Below are 23,601 nucleotides of genomic sequence, written 5' to 3'. Positions count from 1 at the left end.
AGCGCTGCATCCGCATGTCCGATCTAGGAGAGTTTCAACGTGGCTGACCGTTTGATCATCAGGGGTGCCCGCGAGCACAACCTGCGGGATGTCAGCCTGGAGCTGCCGCGCGACGCCCTCATCGTCTTCACCGGCCTCTCCGGCTCGGGCAAGTCCAGCCTTGCCTTCGACACGATCTTCGCGGAGGGGCAGCGGCGCTACGTCGAGTCGCTCTCCAGCTATGCCCGGCAGTTCCTCGGGCAGATGGACAAGCCCGACGTCGACTTCATCGAGGGCCTCTCCCCGGCGGTCTCGATCGACCAGAAGTCGACCTCGCGCAACCCGCGCTCGACGGTGGGCACGATCACCGAGGTCTACGACTACCTGCGGCTGCTCTTCGCCCGCGCCGGTGAGCCGCACTGCCCCACCTGCGGCGAGGCGATCACGCGGCAGACGCCGCAGCAGATCGTCGACCGGGTGCTGGAGATGGAGGAGGGGGTCCGGTTCCAGATCCTGGCCCCGGTCATCCGCGGCCGCAAGGGTGAATACGTCGACCTCTTCGCCGAGCTGCAGTCCAAGGGCTACGCACGGGCCCGGGTCGACGGCGTGGTCTACGCGCTGACCGACATCCCCAAGCTGAAGAAGCAGGAGAAGCACACGATCGAGGTGGTCGTCGACCGGCTCGCGGTGAAGGAGTCGGCGAAGCAGCGCCTCACCGACTCGGTCGAGACCGCGCTGGGTCTCGCCGCCGGGATCGTCGTGCTCGACTTCGTCGACCTGCCCGAGGACGACGAGCATCGCGAGCGCAAGTTCTCCGAGCGGCTCGCCTGCCCCAACGACCACCCGCTCGCGATCGAGGATCTCGAACCCCGGGTCTTCTCCTTCAACGCGCCCTACGGCGCCTGCCCCGAGTGCACCGGTCTCGGGACGAAGAAGGAGGTCGACCCGGAGCTGCTCGTGCCCGACCCGGAGAAGACGATCCGCACCGGCGCGATCGCCCCGTGGGCCAGCGGCCACACCTTCGAGTATTTCCAGCAGGTTCTGGAGGCGCTGGCGGGGGAGAACGGCTTCGACCTCGACACCCCGTGGCGGGCGCTGCCGGCCAAGGTGCACAAGATGGTCATGCACGGCGTCGACAAGCAGGTCCACGTCGTCTACCGCAACAAGTACGGTCGCGAGCGCTCCTACTACGCGGGCTACGAGGGCGTCGTGCCGTGGCTGGAGCGGCGCCACTCCGACACCGAGAGCGAGTGGAGCCGCGAGAAGTATGAGGGCTACATGCGGGAGGTGCCCTGCACCACCTGCGGTGGCACCCGGCTCAAGCCCGAGGTCCTCGCGGTCACCCTCGGCGGGAAGAACATCGCCGAGGTCTGCGCCCTCTCGATCGGCGAGGCCGCCGACATGCTGGGCGAGATGGAGCTCAACACCCGGCAGAAGATGATCGCCGAGCGGGTGCTCAAGGAGATCAACGCCCGGCTGCGGTTCCTGCTCGACGTGGGCCTCGACTACCTGTCGCTGGACCGGCCGTCGGGGAGCCTCTCCGGTGGCGAGGCGCAGCGCATCCGGCTCGCCACCCAGATCGGCTCCGGTCTCGTCGGCGTGCTCTACGTCCTCGACGAGCCGTCGATCGGCCTGCACCAGCGCGACAACCACCGCCTGATCGAGACCCTGGTCCGCCTGCGCGGCCTCGGCAACACGCTGATCGTGGTCGAGCACGACGAGGACACGATCCGCACCGCCGACTGGATCGTCGACATCGGTCCCGGCGCGGGCGAGCACGGCGGCAAGATCGTGCACAGCGGCAGTTACGCAGACCTGCTGAAGAACAAGGAGTCGGTGACCGGGGCGTTCCTCTCCGGTCGGCAGTCGATCCCGATCCCGGCGCAGCGGCGACCGCAGGTCAAGGAGCGCAAGATCACGGTCGTCGGCGCCCGCGAGCACAACCTGAAGAACGTGACCGTCGACTTCCCGCTCGGCCAGCTCATCTCGGTCACCGGCGTCTCCGGCTCGGGCAAGTCGACGCTGGTCAACGACATCCTGCACGCGGTGCTCGCCAACCAGATCAACGGCGCCCGGATGGTGCCCGGCCGGCACACCCGGGTCGCGGGCCTGGAGCACGTCGACAAGGTGGTCGGCGTGGATCAGTCCCCGATCGGGCGGACCCCGCGCTCCAACCCGGCGACCTACACCGGTGTCTTCGACAACGTCCGCAAGCTCTTCGCGGAGACGACGGAGGCCAAGGTCCGAGGCTACGGTCCCGGCCGGTTCTCCTTCAACGTCAAGGGCGGACGCTGCGAGAACTGCGGCGGCGACGGCACGATCAAGATCGAGATGAACTTCCTGCCCGACGTCTACGTCCCGTGCGAGGTGTGCAAGGGTGCCCGCTACAACCGCGAGACGCTGGAGGTGCACTACAAGGGCAAGACGATCGCCGAGGTGCTGGAGATGCCGATCGAGGAGGGCGCCACGTTCTTCGAGGCGATCCCGGCGATCCACCGGCACCTCAAGACCCTGGTCGATGTGGGTCTCGGCTATGTGCGGCTCGGCCAGCCCGCGCCGACCCTCTCCGGCGGCGAGGCGCAGCGCGTCAAGCTCGCCGCCGAGCTGCAGAAGCGCTCCACCGGGCGGACGATCTACGTCCTGGACGAGCCGACGACCGGCCTGCACTTCGAGGACATCCGCAAGCTGCTCCTGCTGCTCCAGGGCCTGGTCGACAAGGGCAACACGGTGCTCGTCATCGAGCACAACCTGGATGTCATCAAGAGCTCCGACTGGGTCATCGACATGGGCCCCGAGGGCGGCCACCGGGGCGGCATGGTCGTCGCCGAGGGCACCCCGGAGCAGATCGTCAAGGTCAAGGCGAGCTACACCGGCCAATTCCTCAAGCCGCTGCTCGCCAAGAAGAAGTAGGGCAAACTCACAGCGGGCTGTGACATTCACTGGCTAGCGTGTCCTGGAATGTTCAACTAAACCGTACCGGAGGAGAAGCCAGTGACCGAGCACGTCACCCCTGCCCCTACCGCCAGCCGTCGAGTGATCTTCGGCAGCGTGGGGGCGGTCGGCGCGGCCGCCCTGCTCGCCGCCTGCGGCGATGACGCGACGCCGACGCCGACCAGCAGCAACCCGCCCGCGGGCCAGGCGACGGGCCCGCTCGCCAAGAAGGCCGACATCCCGGTCGGCGGTGGCAAGATCTTCGCTGACGAGGGTGTCGTCATCACCCAGCCGACGGAGGGCACCTTCAAGGGTTTCAGCTCCGTCTGCACGCACCAGTCCTGCCCGGTCGCGAAGATCACCGGCGACTCGATCATGTGCACCTGTCACAACAGCGCCTTCTCGATCGTCGACGGCTCGGTCAAGAGCCCCCCGGCGACTCAGCCGCTCCCTGTGGTCGCCCTGAAGATCGACGGCGACAGCATCTCGGTGGCGTGATCTCACGATCGCGCTGTTTCCCGGAAGCAGGCTCCTCCCGCACCTCGGGTAGGCCTTCCTTCCGGGAAACAGCGCGATCGTGCGCGCGCACCCCGCGCGGGGAGTGCGGCAGCGTGTCGGGGGGTGCGGTTAATGTGGCAGCGTGGCCGACCCGTCCGTTTACCGTCCCGCCTCCGGCACCATCCCGGAGTCTCCCGGTGTCTATCGCTTCCGGGACCCGACCGGGCGGGTGATCTATGTCGGCAAGGCCAAGAGCCTGCGGCAGCGCCTCAACTCCTACTTCGCCGACACCTGGACGCTGCACGCCCGCACCCAGCAGATGGTCACCACGGCGTCCAGTGTGGACTGGGTCACGGTGCACACCGAGGTCGAGGCCCTCCAGCTGGAGTATGCGTGGATCAAGGAGTTCGATCCGCGCTTCAACGTGCGCTACCGCGACGACAAGTCCTACCCCTATCTCGCGGTCACCCTCGACGAGGAATACCCCCGCCTCCAGGTGATGCGGGGGGCCAAGCGCAAGGGCGTGCGCTACTTCGGGCCCTATTCGCACGCGTGGGCCATCCGCGACACCCTCGACCTGCTGCTGCGGGTCTTCCCGTCACGCACCTGCAGCACCGGCGTCTTCAAGCGGGCCGGCCAGATCGGCCGCCCCTGCCTGCTGGGTTATATCGGCAAGTGCTCCGCGCCCTGCGTGGGCCGGGTCAGCGCGCAGGAGCACCGGGCGATCGTCGACGAGTTCTGCGAGTTCATGGCCGGCGGCACCGACAAGCTGCTGCGCCGCCTGGAGAAGGAGATGCTCGCCGCCTCCGACGAGCTGGAGTTCGAGCGGGCCGCCCGGCTGCGCGACGACCTCGCCGCCGCTCGCAAGGCACTGGAGAAGCAGGCCGTGGTGCTCGGCGACGGCACCGATGCCGACGTGGTCGCCTTCGCCGAGGACGACCTGGAGGCCGCCGTGCAGGTCTTCCACGTCCGGGGCGGCCGGATCCGGGGCCAGCGCGGCTGGGTGGTGGAGAAGACCGAGCACGTCACCACCGCCGACCTGGTGCATCAGTTCTGCTCCCAGATCTACGGCGCGGAGACCGAGGCCGACACCGGTGCCGCGACCAGCCCCGACCTGCCGCGCGAGGTGCTCGTGCCGGTGCTCCCCGACGATGCCGACGCGCTTGCCGACTGGCTCGCCGAGCGGCGCGGCTCCCGGGTCTCGCTGCGGGTGCCGCAGCGCGGCGATAAGAAGACCCTGATGGAGTCGGTCGCCCGCAACGCGTCGCAGGCCCTCACCCAGCACAAGCTGCGCCGGGCGAGCGACCTGACCGCCCGCAGCAAGGCGCTGGAGGAGATCGCGGACGCGCTCTTCCTGCCGTCGGCACCGCTGCGGATCGAGTGCTTCGACATCTCGCAGATCCAGGGCACCGACGTCGTCGCCAGCATGGTCGTCTTCGAGGACGGCCTCGCCCGCAAGTCGGAGTACCGCCGCTTCATCATCAAGGGCGCCACCGACGACGTCTCGGCGATCTCCGAGGTGATCCGCCGCCGGTTCCGCGCCTATCTCGAGGCCCGCGACTTCGAGCCGGATGCGACTCTCGGGGAGAAGCCGAAGAAGTTCGCCTACCCGCCGCAGCTGGTCATCGTCGACGGTGGACAGCCGCAGGTCAACGCCGCTGCCGCCGTCATGGCGGAGCTCGGCATCGTCGATGTCTCGGTCTGCGGGCTCGCCAAGCGGCTCGAGGAGGTGTGGCAGCCGGACGAGCCGATGCCGGTGATCCTGCCCCGCACCTCGGAGGGGCTCTACCTGCTGCAACGCTGCCGCGACGAGGCGCACCGGTTCGCGATCACGTTTCACCGGGAGCGCCGGTCCAAGCGGATGATCGCCTCCACACTGGATGACATCCCGGGGCTGGGCGAGGCACGGCGCAAGGCCCTGCTGCGCCAGTTCGGTTCGCTGAAGAAGCTCGCCCTCGCCTCCGCCGAGGAGATCGCGACGGTGCCGGGCGTCGGCCCGCGTACCGCTGAGGCGGTTGTCGCGGCGCTGCGGGGCGACGACCCGGCTGCGAGCGGTGCGGCCTAGACTCAGGATCTCTTCCGTGAGCGGGGTGGGCTCCGGTTGATGATCAAGGGGGATGGGTTGCAGCAGCCAGAGGCTTCAGACAAGCGGGCCCAGGCCGACCTCGTGATCGTGACCGGCGTCTCCGGCGGCGGTCGGTCCACGGTGGCCAGAGCACTGGAAAATGTCGGCTTCTATGTCGTGGACAACCTGCCGCAGGCGCTGATGGTGCCGATGGCCGAGCTCGCGGCGGAGGCCGGCGGGGCGGCCCGGCACACGGCGATGGTGCTCGACGTGCGCTCGCGCGCCTTCTCGACCGACCTGGCCGGTGCGATCAAGGCGCTCAAGGACCGGGGCTTCAGTCCGCGGGTGGTCTTCGTCGACGCCGACGACGACGTGCTGATCCGGCGCTTCGAGAGCGTGCGCCGGTCGCACCCGCTGCAGGGCAACGGCCGCCTCTCCGACGGCATCGCCGCCGAGCGGGAGCTGCTCGCCGAGGCCCGCGACCTCGCCGACGTGCTGATCGACACCAGCCACCTCAACGTCAACCAGCTGCGGCACCGGGTGGAGGAGCTCTTCGCCGGTGAGGACGCCCTGCGCCTGCGGGTGACGGTGCTGTCGTTCGGCTTCAAATACGGCCTGCCGCCCGATGCCGACTTCGTGCTCGACGCGCGCTTCCTGCCCAACCCCTACTGGGTGCCGGAGCTGCGCGAGCACACCGGCCGAGAGGTCGAGGTCAGCCGCTACGTGCTCGGCCAGCGGGGCGCCACGACGTTCGTGGAGACCTACGCCAGGCTCGTCAACGCCACCGCGCCGGGCTTCGAGCGGGAGGGCAAGCGCTACCTGACCGTCGCCGTCGGCTGCACCGGCGGCAAGCACCGGTCGGTGGCGATCGCGGAGGAACTCGCCCGTCGCCTTCGTGACCTGCGGGTGGTGGCGAACGCGCAGCACCGCGATCTGGGACGGGAGTGACCGGTGAAGATCGTTGCCTTCGGCGGCGGCACGGGGCTGAGCGCCTCGCTGCGAGCGCTTCGCCGCAGTGACCACCACCCGTTGCTGATCACAGCAGTCGTCACGGTCGCCGACAACGGCGGCTCCAGCGGGCGGCTCCGCGTCGACCGGGGCGCCCTGCCCCCCGGCGACCTGCGGCAGGCCCTCGCGGCGCTGGCCGGGGACGACCCGGTGAGCACCAGATCCGCGCGCCTCTTCCAGCACCGCTTCACGGGCGAAGACCCGCTCAGCGGTCACCCCGTCGGCAACCTCGTCCTGCACGGCCTGATGGAGCAGCTGGGGGACCCGGTCGCGGCCCTCGATCACGCCGGGGCGATGCTGCGCGCGGTGGGCCGGGTGCTGCCGATGTCACGCGAACCGGTGAGTCTGGAGGCCGAGGTGGTCGGCGCCGACCCCCGCCATCCGGACAAGGCCGTCACGGTCGTCGGGCAGCACGAGGTCGCGGTCTCGCCGGGCCGGATCGAGAATCTCCGGCTGAACCCGGCCCGACCCGACGCCTGCCCCGAGGTGCTCTCGGTGATCGGCCAGGCCGACTGGCTGATCTTCGGGCCGGGGAGTTGGTATACGTCGGTCATCCCGCATCTGCTCGTGCCCGAGCTGGCCCGCGCGATCGTGGCGAGCAAGGCCCGCAAACTCGTCACCCTTAATTTGGCACCTGACCAGGAAACCGGCGGATTGTCGCTTGCCGACCATCTTGGGGCCTTGACCCGTTACCTGGCTGATTTTCGGGCGGATATTGTTCTAGCGGACACCACTGCCGTGGGAGACCCACGACCAGTGGCTGCCGCGGCGGAAACGCTGGGAGCTCGGCTCGCGCTCGCGCCGGTCGCCGTCGGAGACGGCACCGCACGACACGATCCGGCCGCCCTTGGCTCCGCACTGGTGCCACTCCTGCGCACCAGTCGTTAATCATCAGACTCGTTGGTTGCTTTCTGATGATGCAATCCACACTCTTCGGCCCCGAGGTGACGACACAATGGCGATGACCGCAGCGGTCAAAGACGAGCTGAGCAGGGTCGACGTGCCCAAACCCTGTTGCCGGCGGTCCGAGATGGCCGCTCTGCTTCGCTTCGCGGGCGGCCTGCACATCGTCTCCGGCCGGGTAGTGGTCGAGGCGGAGCTGGACACGGGTGCCGTCGCACGGCGCCTGCGCAGCACGGTCGCGGATCTCTACGGCTACCAGAGTGAGATTCACATTCTCGCCTCTGGCGGGCTGCGCAAGGGCAGCCACTACATCGTGCGGGTGGTGAAGGACGGCGAGGCGCTCGCACGCCAGACCGGCCTGCTCGACGTGCGCGGACGGCCCGTGCGGGGGCTGCCCCCGCACGTCGTCTCGGCGAACATCTGCTGTGCGGTGGCGGCGTGGCGGGGTGCCTTCATGGCGCACGGCTCGCTCACCGAACCCGGCCGGTCCTCCGCGATGGAGATCACCTGCCCGGGTCCGGAGTCGGCGCTCGCGCTGGTCGGCGCCGCCCGGCGGCTCGGCATCGTGGCGAAGGCCCGCGAGGTCCGCGGCGTCGACCGGGTCGTGGTCAAGGACGGCGACGCGATCGCCGCGCTGCTCACCCGCATCGGCGCGCACGCCAGCGTGCTCGCCTGGGAGGAGCGGCGGGTACGCCGTGAGGTGCGCGCCACCGCCAACCGCCTCGCCAACTTCGACGACGCCAACCTCCGCCGCTCGGCGAGGGCGGCGGTCGCCGCGGCGGCCCGGGTGACCAGAGCGCTGGAGATCCTGGCGGAGGATGCGCCCAACCATCTGACCAGTGCCGGCCGGCTGCGGCTGGAGCACCGGCAGGCGTCCCTGGAGGAGCTGGGGGCCCTCGCGGACCCGCCGCTGACCAAGGACGCGATCGCCGGACGCATCCGCAGGCTGCTGGCCCTGGCCGACAAGCGGGCAAGGGATCTTGGCATCCCCGACACTGAGGCGGCCGTCACACCGGAAATGCTGGCCTGCTAGTACTCGGATCACCCCGGTGGGCTAGGGTCGTTACGGAAGGCGACGCTGCCGGACAACCGGCCAAACCGCGGCCTGAAGGTGCGGTGCACAGGTGTCCTGTGCCCGCGCCGACAAGGGCGCCGCCGTCGCGCAGATATCTGTGGGGCGCGGCGGGGCGGCCGAGACGATTTATTCGGCCGCCGGCGCATACGCCGGCGCTAACGAGGAGATGGAACCTGTGACCATCCGGGTTGGCATCAACGGTTTCGGCCGCATCGGCCGCAACTTCTACCGGGCGCTCCTGGCCTCCGGTGCGGACATCGAGCTGGTGGCCGCGAACGATCTGACCGACAACGCGACCCTCGCTCACCTGCTGAAGTACGACAGCATCCTGGGTCGTCTTCCCTACGAGGTGAAGCACTCGGCCGACGAGATCAGTGTCAACGGCAAGTCCTTCAAGGCGTTCGCCGAGCGCGACCCGGGCAAGCTGCCCTGGGGCGACCTGGGCGCCGACATCGTGATCGAGTCGACCGGCTTCTTCACCGACGCCGACAAGGCCCGCGCCCACATCGAGGGCGGTGCCAAGAAGGTCATCATCTCGGCGCCGGCCAAGGGCGAGGACATCACGATCGTGATGGGCGTCAACCACGACAAGTACGACCCGGCCGCGCACACGATCATCTCGAACGCGTCCTGCACCACCAACTGTCTCGCCCCGATGGCCAAGGCGCTGCACGACGCCATCGGCATCGAGAAGGGTCTGATGACGACGATCCACGCCTACACGCAGGACCAGAACCTGCAGGACGCGCCGCACAAGGACCTGCGCCGCGCCCGCGCCGCCGCGATCAACATCGTGCCGACCTCGACCGGTGCCGCCAAGGCGATCAGCCTGGTGATCCCCGAGCTCAAGGGCAAGCTCGACGGCTACGCGCTGCGGGTGCCGATCCCCACCGGCTCGGCGACCGACCTCACCTTCACCGCCGGTCGCGAGACCTCGGTCGAGGAGGTCAACGCGATCGTCAAGGCCGCGGCCGACGGCCCGATGGCCGGGTTCCTCACCTACACCGAGGACGAGATCGTGTCCTCGGACATCGTCACCGACCCGTCGTCCTGCATCTTCGACGCCGGTCTCACCAAGGTCCTGGGCAACCAGGTCAAGGTCGTCGGGTGGTACGACAACGAGTGGGGCTACTCCAACCGCCTGGTCGACCTGACCAAGTTCGTCGGGGCCTCCCTCTGATGAAGTCGCTTGCTGACCTGCTCAGCGAGGGTGTTTCAGGTCGGCGCGTGCTCGTGCGCGCCGACCTGAACGTCCCCTTCGTCAAGGGGTCGTCGCCGGTGGAGATCGCCGACGACGGCCGGATCCGGGCGGTGCTCCCCACCGTGGTCGCCCTGCGTGACGCGGGTGCCAAGGTCATCGTCATCTCGCACCTCGGCCGCCCGAAGGGCGCGCCGGACCCGGCTTACACGCTGGCTCCGGTCGCCGAGCGCCTGCGCGACCTGCTGGGCTCCGCCGTGGTCTTCGCGTCGGACACGGTCGGCGAGTCGGCTGCCTCCGTCGTCGGCGAGCTCGCCGACGGCCACGTCGCCCTCCTGGAGAACCTGCGCTTCAACGCGGGCGAGACCAGCAAGGACGACGCCGAGCGCGGCGCCTTCGCCGACCAGCTCGCCGCCTTCGCCGACGTCTACGTCGACGACGCCTTCGGCGCGGTGCACCGCAAGCACGCCAGCGTCTTCGACGTGCCGGCCCGGCTCCCGCACTACGCGGGCGGCCTGGTGCTGCGCGAGGTCGAGGTGCTGCGCGCGCTCACCACCGACCCGGCCCGGCCCTATGTCGTGATCCTCGGCGGATCGAAGGTCTCCGACAAGCTCGCCGTCATCGAGTCGCTCCTGCCCAAGGTGGAGAAGCTGCTGATCGGCGGCGGGATGTGCTTCACCTTCCTCAAGGCTCAGGGTTACTCCGTGGGCGGCTCGCTGCTCCAGGACGAGATGGTCGAGACCTGCCGTGACCTGCTGGAGCGCGGCGGCGACAAGATCGTGCTGCCGACCGGCGTGGTGATCGCGGACAAGTTCGCGGCCGACGCCTCGGTGCGGACGGTCCCGGCGACCGAGATCCCCGACGGCTGGCTCGGCCTCGACATCGGCCCCGACTCGGTCGCGCTCTTCGCCGACGCGGTGAGCAGTGCCAAGACCGTCTTCTGGAACGGCCCGATGGGCGTCTTCGAGCTCGCGCCGTTCGCGGCCGGCACCCGGGGCGTTGCCGAGGCGATCACCAAGGTCGACGGCCTCACGGTCGTCGGCGGCGGTGACTCGGCCGCCGCAGTGCGAGCGCTCGGCATCGACGAGTCCGGCTTCGGCCACATCTCGACCGGTGGCGGCGCGTCCCTGGAATATCTCGAGGGCAAGACCCTGCCCGGCCTGTCCGCTCTGGAGAACTGATGGCAAACGCCGCCCGCCGGCCCCTGATGGCCGGCAACTGGAAGATGAACCTCAACCACCTCGAGGCGATCTCGCTGACGCAGAAGCTCGCCTTCAGCCTCAACGAGAAGCAGCTCACCGATGTCGAGGTGGTCGTGCTGCCACCGTTCACGGACCTCCGCGGCGTGCAGACCCTGATCGACGGCGACAAGCTGCTGCTCGGCTACGGCGCGCAGGACCTGTCGGCGCACGTCTCGGGCGCCTACACCGGCGAGATCTCGGGCGCGATGCTGGCGAAGCTCGGCTGCCAGTATGTCGTCGTCGGCCACTCCGAGCGGCGTGCCTACCACAACGAGGACGACGCGCTGGTCAACGCCAAGGTGAAGGCCGCGCTCGCCAACGAGCTCGCCCCGATCCTCTGCGTCGGCGAGCCGCTCGACGTCCGCGAGGCGGGCACCCACGTGGAGCACACCCTCGCCCAGCTCGACGCGGCTCTCGACGGGCTCAAGTCGGAGCAGGTCGAGAAGGTCGTCGTGGCGTACGAGCCGGTCTGGGCCATCGGCACCGGCCGCACCGCGACGCCGGAGAACGCGCAGGAGGTGATCGGCGCGATCCGGGCCCGCCTCACCGAGACGTTCGGCGCGGAGACCGCCGGGATCGTGCGCGTGCTCTACGGCGGCTCGGTCAAGGCCAGCAACGCGGCCGACATCATGGCGCAGCCCGACGTGGACGGCGCCCTGGTCGGCGGTGCGGCTCTGATCGTCGACGAGTTCGTCGGCATCGTCCGCTTCGCCGGCTGACCCTGCCTTCCCGAAAGGGGCAACTCTTCAAGAGTTGTTGTTAAGGCCTGGCGGCCTGAAGCAACAACTCTTGAAGAGTTGCCCCTTCTGCGTGCGCTGCGTAGCGCTGGGGGAACGGGGCGTGGGTGGTTTGTTGCGATCCGGCTCCCGACTTCGACCTGGACCGCACGGCGGCATAAAGTGTCCACGTCCATCACGACCACCCCCGCCTGAGGACGACAATGCTCGCACCCCGTCACGGCGCCCGGCGAACACGCCGTTTCGCCGGCGCTGCAACTGCCCTGCTCTTCCTCGTCGCCGCGTGCGATTCGGCCGCGGCCACGGATCAGGCGAAACCGGCCTCGCAGGGTGGCACGCTGCGCGTGGTCGTCGCCAACCTGCCGGATCACCTCGACCCGCAGAAGATCACAGCGGCCACCGATGCGAACATCAGCCGCCTGCTGACGCGCTCGTTGACGACGTTCAAGTCCGAGCCCGGCTCCGCGTCGAGCGAGCTGGTGCCCGACCTCGCCACCGACGTCGGCCGTCCGAGCCAGGGCAACCGGGTCTGGGAGTTCAAGCTTCGCGACAACGTGAAGTGGCAGGACGGCACGGCGATCAACTGCAGCCAGCTGAAGTACGGCGTCGAGCGCAACTTCATCAAGGACGGCGATTTCGGCAGCCTCCGCTATGCCCTGAAGTACCTGGAGAACCCCGGCGGCTCCTACCAGGGACCGCTGTTCGGCACGAACAACGAGGGTGCCGGGCTCGCCTCGGTGGAGTGCCTGGACGCGAGGACCATCCAGTACCGGCTCAAGCAGCCCGTGGGTGACTTCGGCTACGTGGTGGCGCTGAGCGAGTTCTCCCCGGTCCCGCAGGCGCAGGACGGTCTCGACCGGGCCAAGTACGACCTGGCGCCGTTCTCGAACGGGCCCTACAAGGTGGCTCCGCGTACCGGTAACAAGCAGCTCACGCTGGTTCGCAACGAGTTCTGGAGCCGTGACAGCGACACGGTACGCAAGGCGTTCCCGGACAAGGTCGTCATCGACGCCAACCCCGATGTCGCAGCCGTGACGAACGCGATCATCGCCGATCAGGGCGAGGACGCCTCGACGGTGATGCTCGACAACGACGTGGCCCCCAACTTCGTCCAGCAGGTCGTCAACGACCCCGATCTGTCGGCGCGTACGGCGGGCGGCCTCGCCGGTTCGGTCCGCTACTTCGCGATCAACACCAAGACCGTGCCCGATCTGATCTGCCGTCAGGCCCTGGTCTACGCCTTCAACAAGCGGCGCTGGCGCACGGCGGTCGGCGGCGCGATCATGGGCGAGCTGGCCACGACGATGATCCCGCCGAGCCTCGCCGCGCACAAGGAGTTCGACCTCTACAACACCGCGGCGAACCCGGACGGGGATCCCACCAAGGCCAGTGAGCTGCTGGACCAGGCGGAGAAGTCCGGCAAGACCTGCCCCAAGAAGCTGAAGATCGCCTACCGGAACCAGCCGCAGATCGTCCGCTACATGAAGACCGTGGTCGAGGCGTATATGCGGCTGAACATCCAGGTCGAGGCCGTGCCGGTGTCGAGCGCGGGCTACTGGAACGACATCTCCGACTCGGGCGGCCCCTATCACATGCTCTACGCGGGCTGGGTGCCCGACTTCCCCAACGGTTCCGCGGTGATGCAGCCGCTGTTCGACGGGTCGGTCGTGCAGCGGCCCGGCGTCCTGAGCAGCATGAGCAACTACTCGTTCCTGCAGGACGAGGATGTCAACAAGCGGATCGACGACGCGCTGGCGGAGCCGGACCTCAGCCAGCAGTATCTGATGTGGGGCGAGCTGGACCAGAAGATCGCCGAGCTGGCGGTCGTGGTGCCGGTGATGTACCCGAAGGCCCTGCGGCTTTACGGCTCAAACGTGACGGGAGCGTTTATCCACTCCCAATTCGGTCAACCCGACCTTTCGGCACTGGGTCTGATCAACGCGGGGATCTCCGGAGCCGCGTAAACGACCATGCCGCAAGCCTCGCCGCGCTCGGCGCAGCTTGGTCTTGGTCCACTGTTTGGCTATGCCGCGTTGACCGCTATTGTTGCTCCGATGCAACACCACGGAGAGGACTGACCCCATGCCGATCGCGTTCGCCTATACGGCAATCGTGATTCTGATCATCACGAGCGGACTGCTCACCATGCTGATCTTGCTGCACCGTGGCAAGGGAGGCGGTCTGTCGAGCATGTTCGGCGGTGGTGTCTCGTCGAACCTCGCCGGCTCGTCGGTGGCGGAGAAGAACCTGGACCGCTACACCGTGCTCGTCGGCATCGTCTGGCTTGCCTGCATCATCTTCCTCGGCCTCTGGCTGAAGCTGGAGATCGCGACGTAGGGATCCCTCAGCGAAAGGGCCGCACCGGTGAGTCACCGGGGCGGCCCTTCGTTGTCGGTGCCGGGCGGGGCTTCAGCGCAGAGTCACCGCGGTCGCCGGGACCTCGGCCGCCGCCGCCCGGTCGAGCAGCCACAGCGTGCGGTGCAGGCCGCCGACGCCCGCTGCGGGGATCTGGACGGCACCGGCACCGCCGACCGCCATCCCGACCGCAGCGGCCTTGTCCGGCCCGGCCGCGATCAGCCAGACCTCCTCCGCCGTGTTGATCGTCGGCGGGGTCAGGGTGATCCGCACCGGCGGTGGTTTCGGCGCGCCGCGGACGGCGGTCACGGTGCGGGTGTCGTGGACGGCCGGCTGCTCCGGGAAGACCGAGGCCACGTGCCCGTCCTCGCCCACACCGAGCAGCAGCAGGTCGAACGGGGGGAGTGCCGCCGAACCGTGGGCGGCCGCCGCCAGCTCCGCCGCGTAGCGCGCCGCCGCCGCCTCGGGGTCGTCGCCGTCGGGGCCGTCGGTGGCGGGCATCGGGTGGATCCGGGCCGGGTCGAGCGGCACCGCGTCGAGCAGGGCAGCCCTGGCCTGGGTCTCGTTGCGCTCCGGGTCGCCCGAGGGCAGGAAGCGCTCGTCACCCCACCAGATGTCGACCTTCGACCAGTCGACCGCGCCTGCGGCCGGGCTCGCCGCGACGGCCCGGTAGACCGCTGCGGCCACCCGGCCCCCGGTCAGCACGACGCTCGCCGTCCCGCGGGCCGACTGGGCGTCGAGGAGGCGCACCAGCATCCGGGCCGCCACCGCCTCCGCCAGCAGCGCCGCGTCGGCGTGCACGATGAGCTGGTGCTCGGTGCTCATGCAGGCACCTTCACCGTGGCTTGACGGCGCTCCGCCTTCTGGCTCAACCCGCGAACCGCGGCCCGGTCGCTGAGACCGGTCACGCCCGTCGCGGCGCTCAACGCGGCGGCGTAGGGCTGGTCGGCGTCGAGGCGGCGCAGCTCCTCCGCGAGCTCGTCACCGAGGCGCCGGGTCACCAGCGGCAGCGTACGGTCGCCGACCCCGGTCCGGGTCAGCAGGCAGGTGCCGTTGCTCCGGGTGAGGGTGAGGTCGTCGTCGCCGACACGGAGGCGTACCTGCTCGAGTTTGCCCGTGGAGCTCGCTTCGAGCGTGGGGGTCAACCCCAGTCGCGACGCGAGCCAACCGGCCAGCAGCGAGACTCTGGGGTCCTCCAGACGGCCCACCACGGTCGCCGCCGTCACCGGTGCGGTCGAGGTGTCGAGCGCGCCCGCGAGGAGGGTGCGCCACGGGGTGATCCGGGTCCAGGCGAGGTCGGTGTCGCCGGGCGCGTAGTCCTCGGCCCGCTGGCGCAGCGCGGCCAGCGGGTTCTCGGCCTGCGACACGTCGGTGATCCGGCGCTCGGCGACCACGCCCAGCGGGTCGTCGGCGATCCGGTCCGGCGGGTTGCCGTGCCACCACGTCACGACCGGAACGTCCGGCGCGAGCAGCGGCATGACGACCGACTCGGCGTGATAGGCGAGCGGTCCGTGCATGCGCAGGGCGACGGCCTCACAGGGCCCGAGCCGGCCGCCGACGATGATCTCGGCGTCGAGCCGGTCGACGACATCGGTCCCGGTCTGGTGCGGGTTCTTCAGCGCGCGGCTGACGATGATCAGCCGGCACGGGTGGGATGCCGCGGCGATCGTCGCCGCGTCCTCCACCCCCCGGACGCGGGCCTCGTCGACGACGACGACGAGCGTCAGGGCCAGCCCGCTCGCCACCCCGCCGGCACTGTGCCGCTCGGCCGCGAGCTTGCGGACGACCTCGGCTCCGGTCGTGTCCCACAGAGCTAGCACGTGAGTCCCCTTACCGTCACTAGGTTGATCATGCCCGGCGCCAGCTTCGGCCGTTGCGGGCGAGCATCTCGTCGGCCTCGGCCGGTCCCCACTCACCCGCGCGGTAATCGGCGGGGGTGGTGCCGGACCAGGCCTCCTCCAGCGGGTCGATGACCCGCCAGCTCTCCTCGACCTCGTCGGCGTGCGGGAAGAGCGTCCGGTCGCCGAGGAGCACGTCGAGAACGAGCCGCTCGTACGCCTCCGGGCTCGCCTCCGTGAACGCCTCGCCGTAGGAGAAGTCCATCGCGATGTCGCGCAGCTCCATCGCCGTACCCGGCACCTTGGAGCCGAACTTCAGCACGACGCCCTCGTCGGGCTGGACCCGGATGACGAGCTGGTTGTGCCCGAGCAGCTCCACGTCGTCGGAGTGGAAGGGCAGGTGGGGCGCCTTCTTGAAGAGCACCGCGACCTCGGTGACCCGCCTCGGCATCCGCTTGCCGGCCCGGATGTAGAAGGGCACGCCCGCCCAGCGGCGGTTCTGGATGTTGAGGGTCACCGCCACGTAGGTCTCGGTCGTGGAGGTCGCCGGAACGTTCTCCTCCTCCAGGTAGCCTGCGACGGGCTCACCCGCCACCCAGCCGGCCGTGTACTGCCCGCGGACGGTGTCGGCGGTGATGTCGGCCGGGAGCGTGATGGCGCGGAGCACCTTCAGCTTCTCGTAGCGGATCTCGGTGGCGTCGAAGCTGGTCGGCTCCTCCATCGCGATCAGCGACAGCAGCTGGAGCAGGTGGTTCTGCAGCACGTCCCGGGCGGTGCCGACGGAGTCGTAGAAGCCGGCCCGGGTGCCGATGCCGACGTCCTCGGCCATGGTGATCTGCACCGAGTCGACATATTTCGCGTTCCAGATCGGCTCCCACAGGGCGTTGGCGAAGCGCAGCGCCAGGATGTTCTGGACCGTCTCCTTGCCCAGGTAGTGGTCGATCCGGAAGACGTCGACCGCGGTGAAGACGTCGTCGACCAGGTCGTTGAGCTCCTTGGCGGAGTCGAGGTCGTTGCCGAACGGCTTCTCCACGATGACCCGGCGCCAGCCGTTGGACTTGTCGTTGTCGGCCATCCCGGTGCGCTCGAGCTGCTTGAGCACGAGCGGGAAGGCGGCTGGCGGGATCGAGAAGTAGAACGCGGCGTTGCCCCGGATGCCGTGCGTCTCGCGCAGGTGGTCCAGGGTGCGGCCGAGCTCGTCGAAGGCGTTGTCGTCGTCGAAGGAGCCCGCCACGAACTTCACGTTGCCGATGAGCCGGGACCAGACCTCCTCGCGCCACGGCGTACGCGCGTGGGCCTGCGCGTTCTCCTTGGCGAAGGTCTCGAAGTCGCCGTCGCCCCAGTCGCGCCGGGCGAAGCCGAGCACCACGAAGCCGGGCGGCAGCAGACCCCGGTTGGCGAGGTCGTAGATCGCCGGGAGCAGCTTCTTGCGGGACAGGTCGCCGGTGACGCCGAAGATCACCAGAGCGCAGGGCTCGGGGATCCTCGGCAGCCGGCGGTCCTGCGGATCGCGCAGCGGATTGGTCATCAGCGGGCTCCCAGCTCCTTGGCCGCCGCGAGCAGCTGCTCGATGCCCGCCGCCCGGTCGGTGAGGTGCAGGTGCAGCAGCGGCCGGTCGCGCCCGGCGAGCGCCTGCCGGTCGCCGCCGGCCTGGGCGGCCTGCAGGACCCCGAAGGTGTACGCCTTGCCCGGCACCGCCAGGTCCGCCGTCACGGCACCGGTGATCTGCAGGAACGATCCGTTCTGCGGACCGCCCTTGTGGAACTGCCCGGTGGAGTGCAGGAAGCGCGGACCCCAGCCGAAGGTGACCGGGCGCCCGGTGGCGGCGGCGAGCAGAGGACGGATCCCGGCCGTGTCGGCGTCGCCGAACCGGTCGAGGTAGGCCATGACCGCCAGATATCCGCGCGGGTTGAGCGTGGAGCGCAGCCAGGCGAGCGCCGACGCGACGTCGGTGAGGCTGTCGGGGCCGAAGCCCTCGATGGCGCCGTCGGTGAAGGTGGGCTGCTGGTCCGGGAGGCCCGAGGCGAGGATCTTGCCCGTGTTCTCCTTGGACTCCGTCACGTTGGGCTGGTCGAACGGGTTGATCCCGAGCACCCGGCCGGCGATCGCGGTGGCGAACTCCCAGGCGAGGAAGTGCGCGCCGAGCGGCCCGTTGACGGCGAGCGTGCCGGGCGCGGCGGGCGGGGTCGCGGCGAGGGCGCCGCCGACCGTGATGCCGAGCACGTCGGGGCCGGTGAAGCCGGGCGCGGTCGGGCTCTCCACCACGACGGGCAGGATGCCGAGGCCGAGCTTGCCGGTCGACTCGGCGATGAGCTGCTCGGCCCAGTCGCCGAGGCCGACGATGCCGCTGCCGTCCTCCGCGATCGCGATCTTGTCCTGGCCCGCCTTCGCCGCCGCGCCGAGCAGGGCGCCCAGCGTGAGGGCCGGGTTCTCCTCGGTGCGGCTCAGCGTGGTGGCGAGCTCCTCGGCCTGGTCGAGCAGCTCGGCGACGTCGACACCGGCGAGCGCCGACGGCACGAGGCCGAAGGCGGTGAGCGCGGAGTAGCGGCCGCCGACGTTGGGGTCGGCGAGCACGACGAAGGCGCCCATCTCGCGAGCGGTCTGCTCGAGCGGGGAGCCCGGATCGGTGACGACGACGAAGCGCCGTCCGGCCTCGGCCTCGGACAGCCCGGAGTCGAGGAACGCCTGCCAGTAGGCCCGGCGGTGGCTGTCGGTCTCCACCGTGGAGCCCGACTTGCTGGCGACGACGACGACGGTCCGGTCGAGCCGGTCGGCGATCGCCGTGCCGACCTGGTGCGGGTCGGTCGTGTCGAGCACGGTGAGCGAGCGGCCCAGCGTCCGGGCGATCACCTCGGGCGCGAGCGACGAGCCGCCCATGCCGGCGAGCACGACGTGATCGAGGTCGCCCAGCTCGGCGGCGAGCTCGGCGAGCTGGGGGAGCAGCTCCCGGCTGCGCACCACGGTGTCGACCCAGCCGAGCCGGACCGAGGACTCGGCCTCGGCGTCCGGGCCCCACAGCGTCGGGTCCTTGGCGGCGAGCAGGCCCGGCACCCCGTCGGCGACGAGCGTCGCTTCGACGGGTTCGGATGCCGCGGTGACGGCGGCGTCGGCGCGAACCGACAGTCCCGCCGCGAAGACGAACTCAGCCACGTGCGGCCTCCAGCTTCTGCTGCACACCATCGAGGAGCTCGGTCCAGCTCGCCTCGAACTTCGCGACGCCGTCGCGCTCCAGGAACTCGACGACGTCGTTGTAGTCGACGCCCACGGCCTGGAGGGCGGCCATCGTGTCGGCGGCCTCCTCCAGGTGCGGGGTGATCGTGTCGCCGGTGATGACCGCGTGGTCGGCGGTGGCCCGCAGCGTCTTCTCCGGCATCGTGTTGACCGTGCCGGGAGCGACGAGCTGGTCGACGTAGAGCGTGTCCGGGTAGTCCGGGTTCTTCGTGCCGGTCGACGCCCACAGAGGGCGCTGCGGACGGGCTCCGGCGGCCTCCAGGGCGGCCCAGCGGGCACCGCCCGTGACCTCCTGGTAGGCGGCGTACGCCAGGCGCGCGTTGGCGACGGCCGCCTTGCCCTTCAGCGCGAGCGCCTCCGGGGTGCCGATCTTGTCCAGGCGCTTGTCGATCTCGGTGTCGACGCGGGAGACGAAGAACGACGCCACCGACTCGATGCTCGACAGGTCGTAGCCGTGCTGCTGCGCCTTCTCCAGACCGGTCAGCCACGCGTCCAGGACGGCGACGTAGCGGTCCAGCGAGAAGATGAGGGTCACGTTGACGCTGATGCCGGTCGCGAGCACCTCGGTGATCGCGGGCAGCCCGGCCTGGGTCGCCGGGATCTTGATGAAGAGGTTGGGCCGGTCGACGAGCCACCAGAGCTGCTTCGCCTCGGCGATCGTGGCGTCGGTCTGGTCGGCGAGTCGGGGGTCGACCTCGATCGAGACCCGGCCGTCGGTGCCGTTGGACGCGTCGTAGGCGGGGCGCATCACATGGCAGCCCCACCGCACGTCGAACGTGGTGATCATGCGGACGGCCTCGTCGACGGTGACCTTGCGGATCGCGAGGTCGTGGATCTGGTCGGCGTAGAGGTCGGAGCCGGCGATCGCGCTCGCGAAGATGGTCGGGTTGCTGGTCACGCCGACGACGTTGTCATCGGTGCGCAGCTTCTCCAGGCCACCGGAGTTGAGGCGCTCGCGCGAGATGTCGTCGAGCCACACCGCCACACCGGCGGCGCTCAGTTGCGCCAGGTTGTTCGTCATGGGTGTCTCCTAGGTTTGCCGGTGGCGGAGCTAGTTGCCGGTGGGAGTGGAGCTCTTGATGTAGCCGGTGCGCGACAGCGTGGCGCGGGCGGCGGCGACGATGTGGTCGGGCGTGAAGCCGAACTGCTCGAAGAGCACCTGGGCCGGCGCGCTCGCGCCGAAGTGCTCCAGGCTGACGCTCTCACCGGCGTCGCCGACGAGGTCGCGCCACGACATCGCGATGCCGGCCTCGACGCTGACCCGGGCCTTCACCTCGGGCGGCAGCACGGAGTTGCGGTAGGCCTCGTCCTCGCCCCGGAACCACTCCTGGCAGGGCACGGAGACGACGCGGGTGGGCGTGCCGTCGGCCTCCAGGCGCTCCCGTGCGGTGAGCGCGATGGCGACCTCGGAACCCGTCGCCAGGATGATGACGGCCGGCTTGCCGCCCGTCGCCTCCTCCAGCACGTAGGCACCGCGGCGGAAGCCCTCGTAGGTCGCCTTCGCCGGGTCGAGCGTCGGCAGCGCCTGCCGGGTCAGCGCGAGCGCCGTCGGCCGGTCGGTGTGCTCCAGCGCGGCCCGCCAGGCGTGCGCGGTCTCGTTGGCGTCGCCGGGGCGGACCACGTCGAGGCCCATGATCGCCCGCAGTGCGGTGAGGTGCTCGACCGGCTGGTGGGTCGGTCCGTCCTCGCCGAGGCCGATCGAGTCGTGGGTCCAGACGTAGGTCACCGGCAGCTTCATCAGCGCGGCGAGCCGCACCGACGGGCGCATGTAGTCGCTGAACACGAGGAACGTGCCGCCGTAGGGCCGGGTGCCGCCGTGCAGCGCGATGCCGTTGAGGATGCCGCCCATGCCGTGCTCGCGGATGCCGAAGTGCAGCGTGCGGCCGTACTCGTTGCCCGGGAACTCCTTGGTGGCGAACTCCGACGGGATGAACGACGGCTCGCCCTTCATCGTCGTGTTGTTGCTCTCCGCGAGGTCGGCCGAGCCGCCCCACAGCTCCGGCAGGACCGGTGCGAGCGCGTTGAGCACCTGGCCGGAGGCGGCCCGGGTGGCGACGCCCTTGGGGTCTGCCGGCCAGGTCGGCAGCGCGTCGGTCCAGCCCTCCGGGAGGGTACGCGTGGCGAGCCGCTCGAACAGCGCGGAGCGCTCCGGGTTCGCGGCGGCCCAGGCGGCGTACCCCTGCTGCCAGGAGCTGCGTGCCTCGGACCCGCGGTCGGCGACGGTGCGTGCGTGGGTGAGCACCTCGTCCGCGACCGGGAAGCTGGTGTCGGCGTCGAAGCCGAGGATCTTCTTCGTGGCCGCGACCTCGTCCTTGCCGAGCGCCGAGCCGTGGATCTTGCCCGTGTTCTGCTTGGTCGGTGCCGGCCAGCCGATGATCGTGCGCAGCGAGATGAAGCTGGGCCGGTCGGTCTCGGCCTTGGCCCGCTGGATCGCCTCGAACAGCGCCGGGATGTCCTCGTGGTAGCTGCCGCCGGCCGTGAAGTCGACCCGCTCGGTGTGCCAGCCGTATGCCGCGTAGCGGGCCACGACGTCCTCGGACTTCGCGATCTTGGTGTCGTCCTCGATCGAGATCTCGTTGTCGTCGTAGATCACGACGAGGTTGCCGAGCTTCTGGTGGCCGGCGATCGCGGAGACCTCGTGGGTGATGCCCTCCTCGATGTCGCCGTCGGAGACGAGCACCCAGATGTGGTGGTCGAACGGGCTCTCGCCCGCCGCCGCCTCCGGGTCGAAGAGGCCGCGCTCGCGGCGCGACGCCATCGCCATCCCGACCGCGTTGGCGAGGCCCTGGCCCAGCGGCCCGGTCGTCGTCTCGACACCGCGGGTGTGCCCGTGCTCCGGGTGGCCCGGCGTGAGCGAGCCCCACTGCCGAAGGTGCTTCAGGTCCTCGAGCTCCAGGCCGTAGCCCGAGAGGTAGAGCTGGACGTAGAGGGTGAGGCTGGAGTGGCCACAGGAGAGCACGAACCGGTCGCGTCCCGGCCAGGCCGGATCGCTCGGGTCGTGCTTCATCACCTTGTTGAAGAGGAGGTACGCCGCAGGCGCGAGGCTCATGGCGGTGCCTGGGTGACCGTTGCCGGCCTTCTCCACGGCATCCATCGCCAGCACGCGGGCCGTGTCAACGGCGCGGCTGTCGAGTTCGGACCAGTTCAGTCGGGTGTCCACAGCGGTGTTGCTCCCTGTATCGGTGGGCTCTGCTTCAGCTTTGGGGCCCGCGCGCTACGAAAGTGAGCGAACGGCCGGAGAGTGTCGCGGGCGGCCTCGGTGTCGCCTTTCGCTAAAACCCTACCCACTCCGTGCATGCGTTGTGCGCGATCACCCCCACAACGCGCTCTACGTGCACCTACCCGTGTGTCAACCTGCGCAAACACGCAGCTGCGATCGATGAGGACGAGGGTGTTGGTGCAAACGTGAAAAAATCCGGCAACTGTGACCCGGCGCACCTCGGCTGGTCGGCGCGGGCAGCGGCGGGTGGCTGCCGTACCCTAGCCCCGTGAGCACGCTCGCTGCCGATCCGGCGCCCAAAACTGTCGAAGTCGCCCCCCAGCCCACGGCTGTGCCGCGCACCGCGGTGGCGGCTGCCGGTTCGCCGCGGGTCGCGATCATCAAGGCCTATGTCTCGCTGACCAAGCCGCGCATCGTCGAGCTGCTGCTCGTGACGACCGTGCCGGCGATGATGCTCGCCGCCGGGGGCCTGCCCTCCTTCTGGCTGGTGCTCGTCACCCTGGTCGGCGGCGCGCTGGCGGCGGGCGCGGCCAATGCGCTCAACTGCTACATCGACCGCGACATCGACCAGCTGATGAACCGCACCTCGCGGCGGCCGCTGGCGACGCACACGGTCTCCGCCCGCTCGGCGCTCATCTTCGGGCTCACCCTGGCGGCCGTCTCCACCGTGCTGATGGCGGTCTTCACCAACCTGCTGGCGACGCTGCTGACGGTCGCGGCGATCGCCTACTACGACCTCGTCTACACGATGTGGCTCAAGCGCACGACCTGGCAGAACACGGTCTGGGGCGGCGTCTGCGGCGCGGCACCCGTGTTGATCGGCTGGGCCGCGGTCACGGGCGGTCTCGCCTGGCCCGCCTGGGTCATGTTCGGCATCGTCTTCCTCTGGCAGCCGCCGCACTTCTACGCGCTCGCCATCAAGTTCAAGGACGACTACGCCCGCGCGGGCATCCCGATGCTGCCGGTGGTCCGCTCGCTGCGCCGGGTGGGCCTGGAGAGCGTCATCTACGTCTGGCTGACCTTCGCCATCTCGATGGCGCTGTGGCCGCTCGGCATGAGCCTGATCTACGGGGTGCCGGCTGTGATCTGCGGCGCACTCTTCCTCTGGCAGGCCCACGCCCTCTATGCTCGGGCCCGTCGAGGCGAGCCGACGCAGCCGATGAAGATGTTCCACTACTCCACGACCTACCTGACTGTCGTCTTTGTGGCGATAGCCATCGATGCGGTGCTGTAACCTACACCCGGTTTCACATTCGGGATCCCGTTGTGGCAGACTGTGCACTGATGACCGATATTGGGCGGACACGCCCGCTTGACTGTCG

18 protein-coding genes are annotated in these 23,601 nt (G+C 69.8%); 12 read left to right on the top strand and 6 right to left on the bottom strand.

Annotated elements, in window-relative coordinates; all coding sequences use genetic code 11:
• Positions 1-39 precede the first annotated feature (39 nt).
• The 11 genes from uvrA (at position 40) to secG (ending at position 13,972) form a co-directional block, all read left to right on the top strand.
• Positions 40-2,889, top strand: a complete 2,850-nt coding sequence (uvrA, locus tag F4553_RS12940; RefSeq protein WP_184835765.1) for an excinuclease ABC subunit UvrA — start codon at positions 40-42, stop codon at positions 2,887-2,889.
• A gap of 81 nt (positions 2,890-2,970) precedes the next feature.
• Entirely contained in the window at positions 2,971-3,408 is a 438-nt protein-coding gene (locus F4553_RS12935; RefSeq protein ID WP_184835763.1) for a Rieske (2Fe-2S) protein, read from the top strand.
• A 142-nt stretch (positions 3,409-3,550) separates the two neighbouring features.
• On the top strand, positions 3,551-5,473 hold the full coding sequence (gene uvrC / locus F4553_RS12930; protein WP_184835761.1) for an excinuclease ABC subunit UvrC: 1,923 nt from the start codon (positions 3,551-3,553) through the stop codon (positions 5,471-5,473).
• 57 nt (positions 5,474-5,530) lie between these two features.
• Entirely contained in the window at positions 5,531-6,421 is an 891-nt protein-coding gene (gene rapZ, locus F4553_RS12925; protein WP_246466303.1) for an RNase adapter RapZ, read from the top strand.
• Positions 6,422-6,424: 3 nt separating this feature from the next.
• Positions 6,425-7,369 carry a gluconeogenesis factor YvcK family protein gene (locus F4553_RS12920; protein ID WP_184835757.1) on the top strand — a complete coding sequence of 315 codons (945 nt, stop codon included), beginning with the start codon at positions 6,425-6,427 and terminating at the stop codon, positions 7,367-7,369.
• A 67-nt stretch (positions 7,370-7,436) separates the two neighbouring features.
• Positions 7,437-8,417 (top strand): DNA-binding protein WhiA, encoded by a 981-nt coding sequence (gene whiA, locus F4553_RS12915; protein WP_184835755.1) that lies wholly within the window; start codon positions 7,437-7,439, stop codon positions 8,415-8,417.
• A gap of 217 nt (positions 8,418-8,634) precedes the next feature.
• Positions 8,635-9,639, top strand: coding sequence for a type I glyceraldehyde-3-phosphate dehydrogenase (gene gap, locus F4553_RS12910; RefSeq protein ID WP_184835753.1), 1,005 nt, complete (start codon positions 8,635-8,637; stop codon positions 9,637-9,639).
• Positions 9,639-10,838: a phosphoglycerate kinase gene (locus F4553_RS12905; RefSeq protein WP_184835752.1), complete on the top strand. Its 1,200-nt coding sequence runs from the start codon at positions 9,639-9,641 to the stop codon at positions 10,836-10,838. Before gap ends, F4553_RS12905 begins: the two co-directional genes overlap by 1 nt.
• Positions 10,838-11,617: a triose-phosphate isomerase gene (tpiA, locus tag F4553_RS12900; protein WP_184835750.1), complete on the top strand. Its 780-nt coding sequence runs from the start codon at positions 10,838-10,840 to the stop codon at positions 11,615-11,617. The genes F4553_RS12905 and tpiA overlap by 1 nt, the downstream gene beginning before the upstream one ends.
• Before the next feature lie 221 nt (positions 11,618-11,838).
• Positions 11,839-13,599, top strand: a complete 1,761-nt coding sequence (locus F4553_RS12895) for an ABC transporter substrate-binding protein (RefSeq protein WP_184835748.1) — start codon at positions 11,839-11,841, stop codon at positions 13,597-13,599.
• Between the two features lie 118 nt (positions 13,600-13,717).
• On the top strand, positions 13,718-13,972 hold the full coding sequence (secG, locus tag F4553_RS12890; RefSeq protein ID WP_184835746.1) for a preprotein translocase subunit SecG: 255 nt from the start codon (positions 13,718-13,720) through the stop codon (positions 13,970-13,972).
• 72 nt (positions 13,973-14,044) lie between these two features.
• On the opposite strand, the gene pgl is transcribed toward secG, so the two are convergent.
• From pgl to tkt, 6 genes are read right to left on the bottom strand one after another with little or no spacing between them, the layout of a single operon-like run.
• A complete protein-coding gene (gene pgl / locus F4553_RS12885) occupies positions 14,045-14,815 on the bottom strand; it encodes a 6-phosphogluconolactonase (RefSeq protein ID WP_184835744.1) in 771 nt (256 codons plus the stop codon).
• Complete coding sequence (locus tag F4553_RS12880) at positions 14,812-15,810, bottom strand: glucose-6-phosphate dehydrogenase assembly protein OpcA (protein WP_184835742.1); 999 nt, start codon at positions 15,808-15,810, stop codon at positions 14,812-14,814. The genes pgl and F4553_RS12880 overlap by 4 nt, the downstream gene beginning before the upstream one ends.
• A 28-nt stretch (positions 15,811-15,838) precedes the next feature.
• The gene (zwf, locus tag F4553_RS12875) at positions 15,839-17,356 is read right to left on the bottom strand and encodes a glucose-6-phosphate dehydrogenase (RefSeq protein WP_184835740.1); all 1,518 of its coding nucleotides are present in this window, start codon (positions 17,354-17,356) and stop codon (positions 15,839-15,841) included.
• A complete protein-coding gene (locus tag F4553_RS12870) occupies positions 17,356-18,978 on the bottom strand; it encodes a phosphoglucose isomerase-related protein (protein WP_312875188.1) in 1,623 nt (540 codons plus the stop codon). The genes zwf and F4553_RS12870 overlap by 1 nt, the downstream gene beginning before the upstream one ends.
• Positions 18,971-20,080 (bottom strand): transaldolase, encoded by a 1,110-nt coding sequence (tal, locus tag F4553_RS12865; RefSeq protein ID WP_184835736.1) that lies wholly within the window; start codon positions 20,078-20,080, stop codon positions 18,971-18,973. Before tal ends, F4553_RS12870 begins: the two co-directional genes overlap by 8 nt.
• 30 nt (positions 20,081-20,110) lie before the next feature.
• A complete protein-coding gene (tkt, locus tag F4553_RS12860; protein WP_184835734.1) occupies positions 20,111-22,219 on the bottom strand; it encodes a transketolase in 2,109 nt (702 codons plus the stop codon).
• Between the two features lie 391 nt (positions 22,220-22,610).
• Between tkt and F4553_RS12855 the strand changes: the two genes are divergently transcribed.
• Complete coding sequence (locus F4553_RS12855; protein WP_184840677.1) at positions 22,611-23,513, top strand: heme o synthase; 903 nt, start codon at positions 22,611-22,613, stop codon at positions 23,511-23,513.
• The last annotated feature ends 88 nt before the right edge of the window (positions 23,514-23,601 follow it).

Origin of the sequence: Allocatelliglobosispora scoriae, assembly GCF_014204945.1 — a bacterium.
Classification (GTDB): domain Bacteria; phylum Actinomycetota; class Actinomycetes; order Mycobacteriales; family Micromonosporaceae; genus Allocatelliglobosispora; species Allocatelliglobosispora scoriae.
The sequence above is the reverse complement of the archived record's forward strand: the minus strand, read 5'-3'. Positions and strand labels throughout refer to the sequence as shown.

Coding starts and splice junctions, on each gene's coding strand:
- whiA (WP_184835755.1), top strand. CDS start 7,437: ATGGCGATGACCGCAGCGGTCAAAGACGAGCTGAGCAGGGTCGACGTG.
- F4553_RS12905 (WP_184835752.1), top strand. CDS start 9,639: ATGAAGTCGCTTGCTGACCTGCTCAGCGAGGGTGTTTCAGGTCGGCGC.
- tpiA (WP_184835750.1), top strand. CDS start 10,838: ATGGCAAACGCCGCCCGCCGGCCCCTGATGGCCGGCAACTGGAAGATG.
- F4553_RS12895 (WP_184835748.1), top strand. CDS start 11,839: ATGCTCGCACCCCGTCACGGCGCCCGGCGAACACGCCGTTTCGCCGGC.
- secG (WP_184835746.1), top strand. CDS start 13,718: ATGCCGATCGCGTTCGCCTATACGGCAATCGTGATTCTGATCATCACG.
- pgl (WP_184835744.1), bottom strand. CDS start 14,815: ATGAGCACCGAGCACCAGCTCATCGTGCACGCCGACGCGGCGCTGCTG.
- zwf (WP_184835740.1), bottom strand. CDS start 17,356: ATGACCAATCCGCTGCGCGATCCGCAGGACCGCCGGCTGCCGAGGATC.
- tal (WP_184835736.1), bottom strand. CDS start 20,080: ATGACGAACAACCTGGCGCAACTGAGCGCCGCCGGTGTGGCGGTGTGG.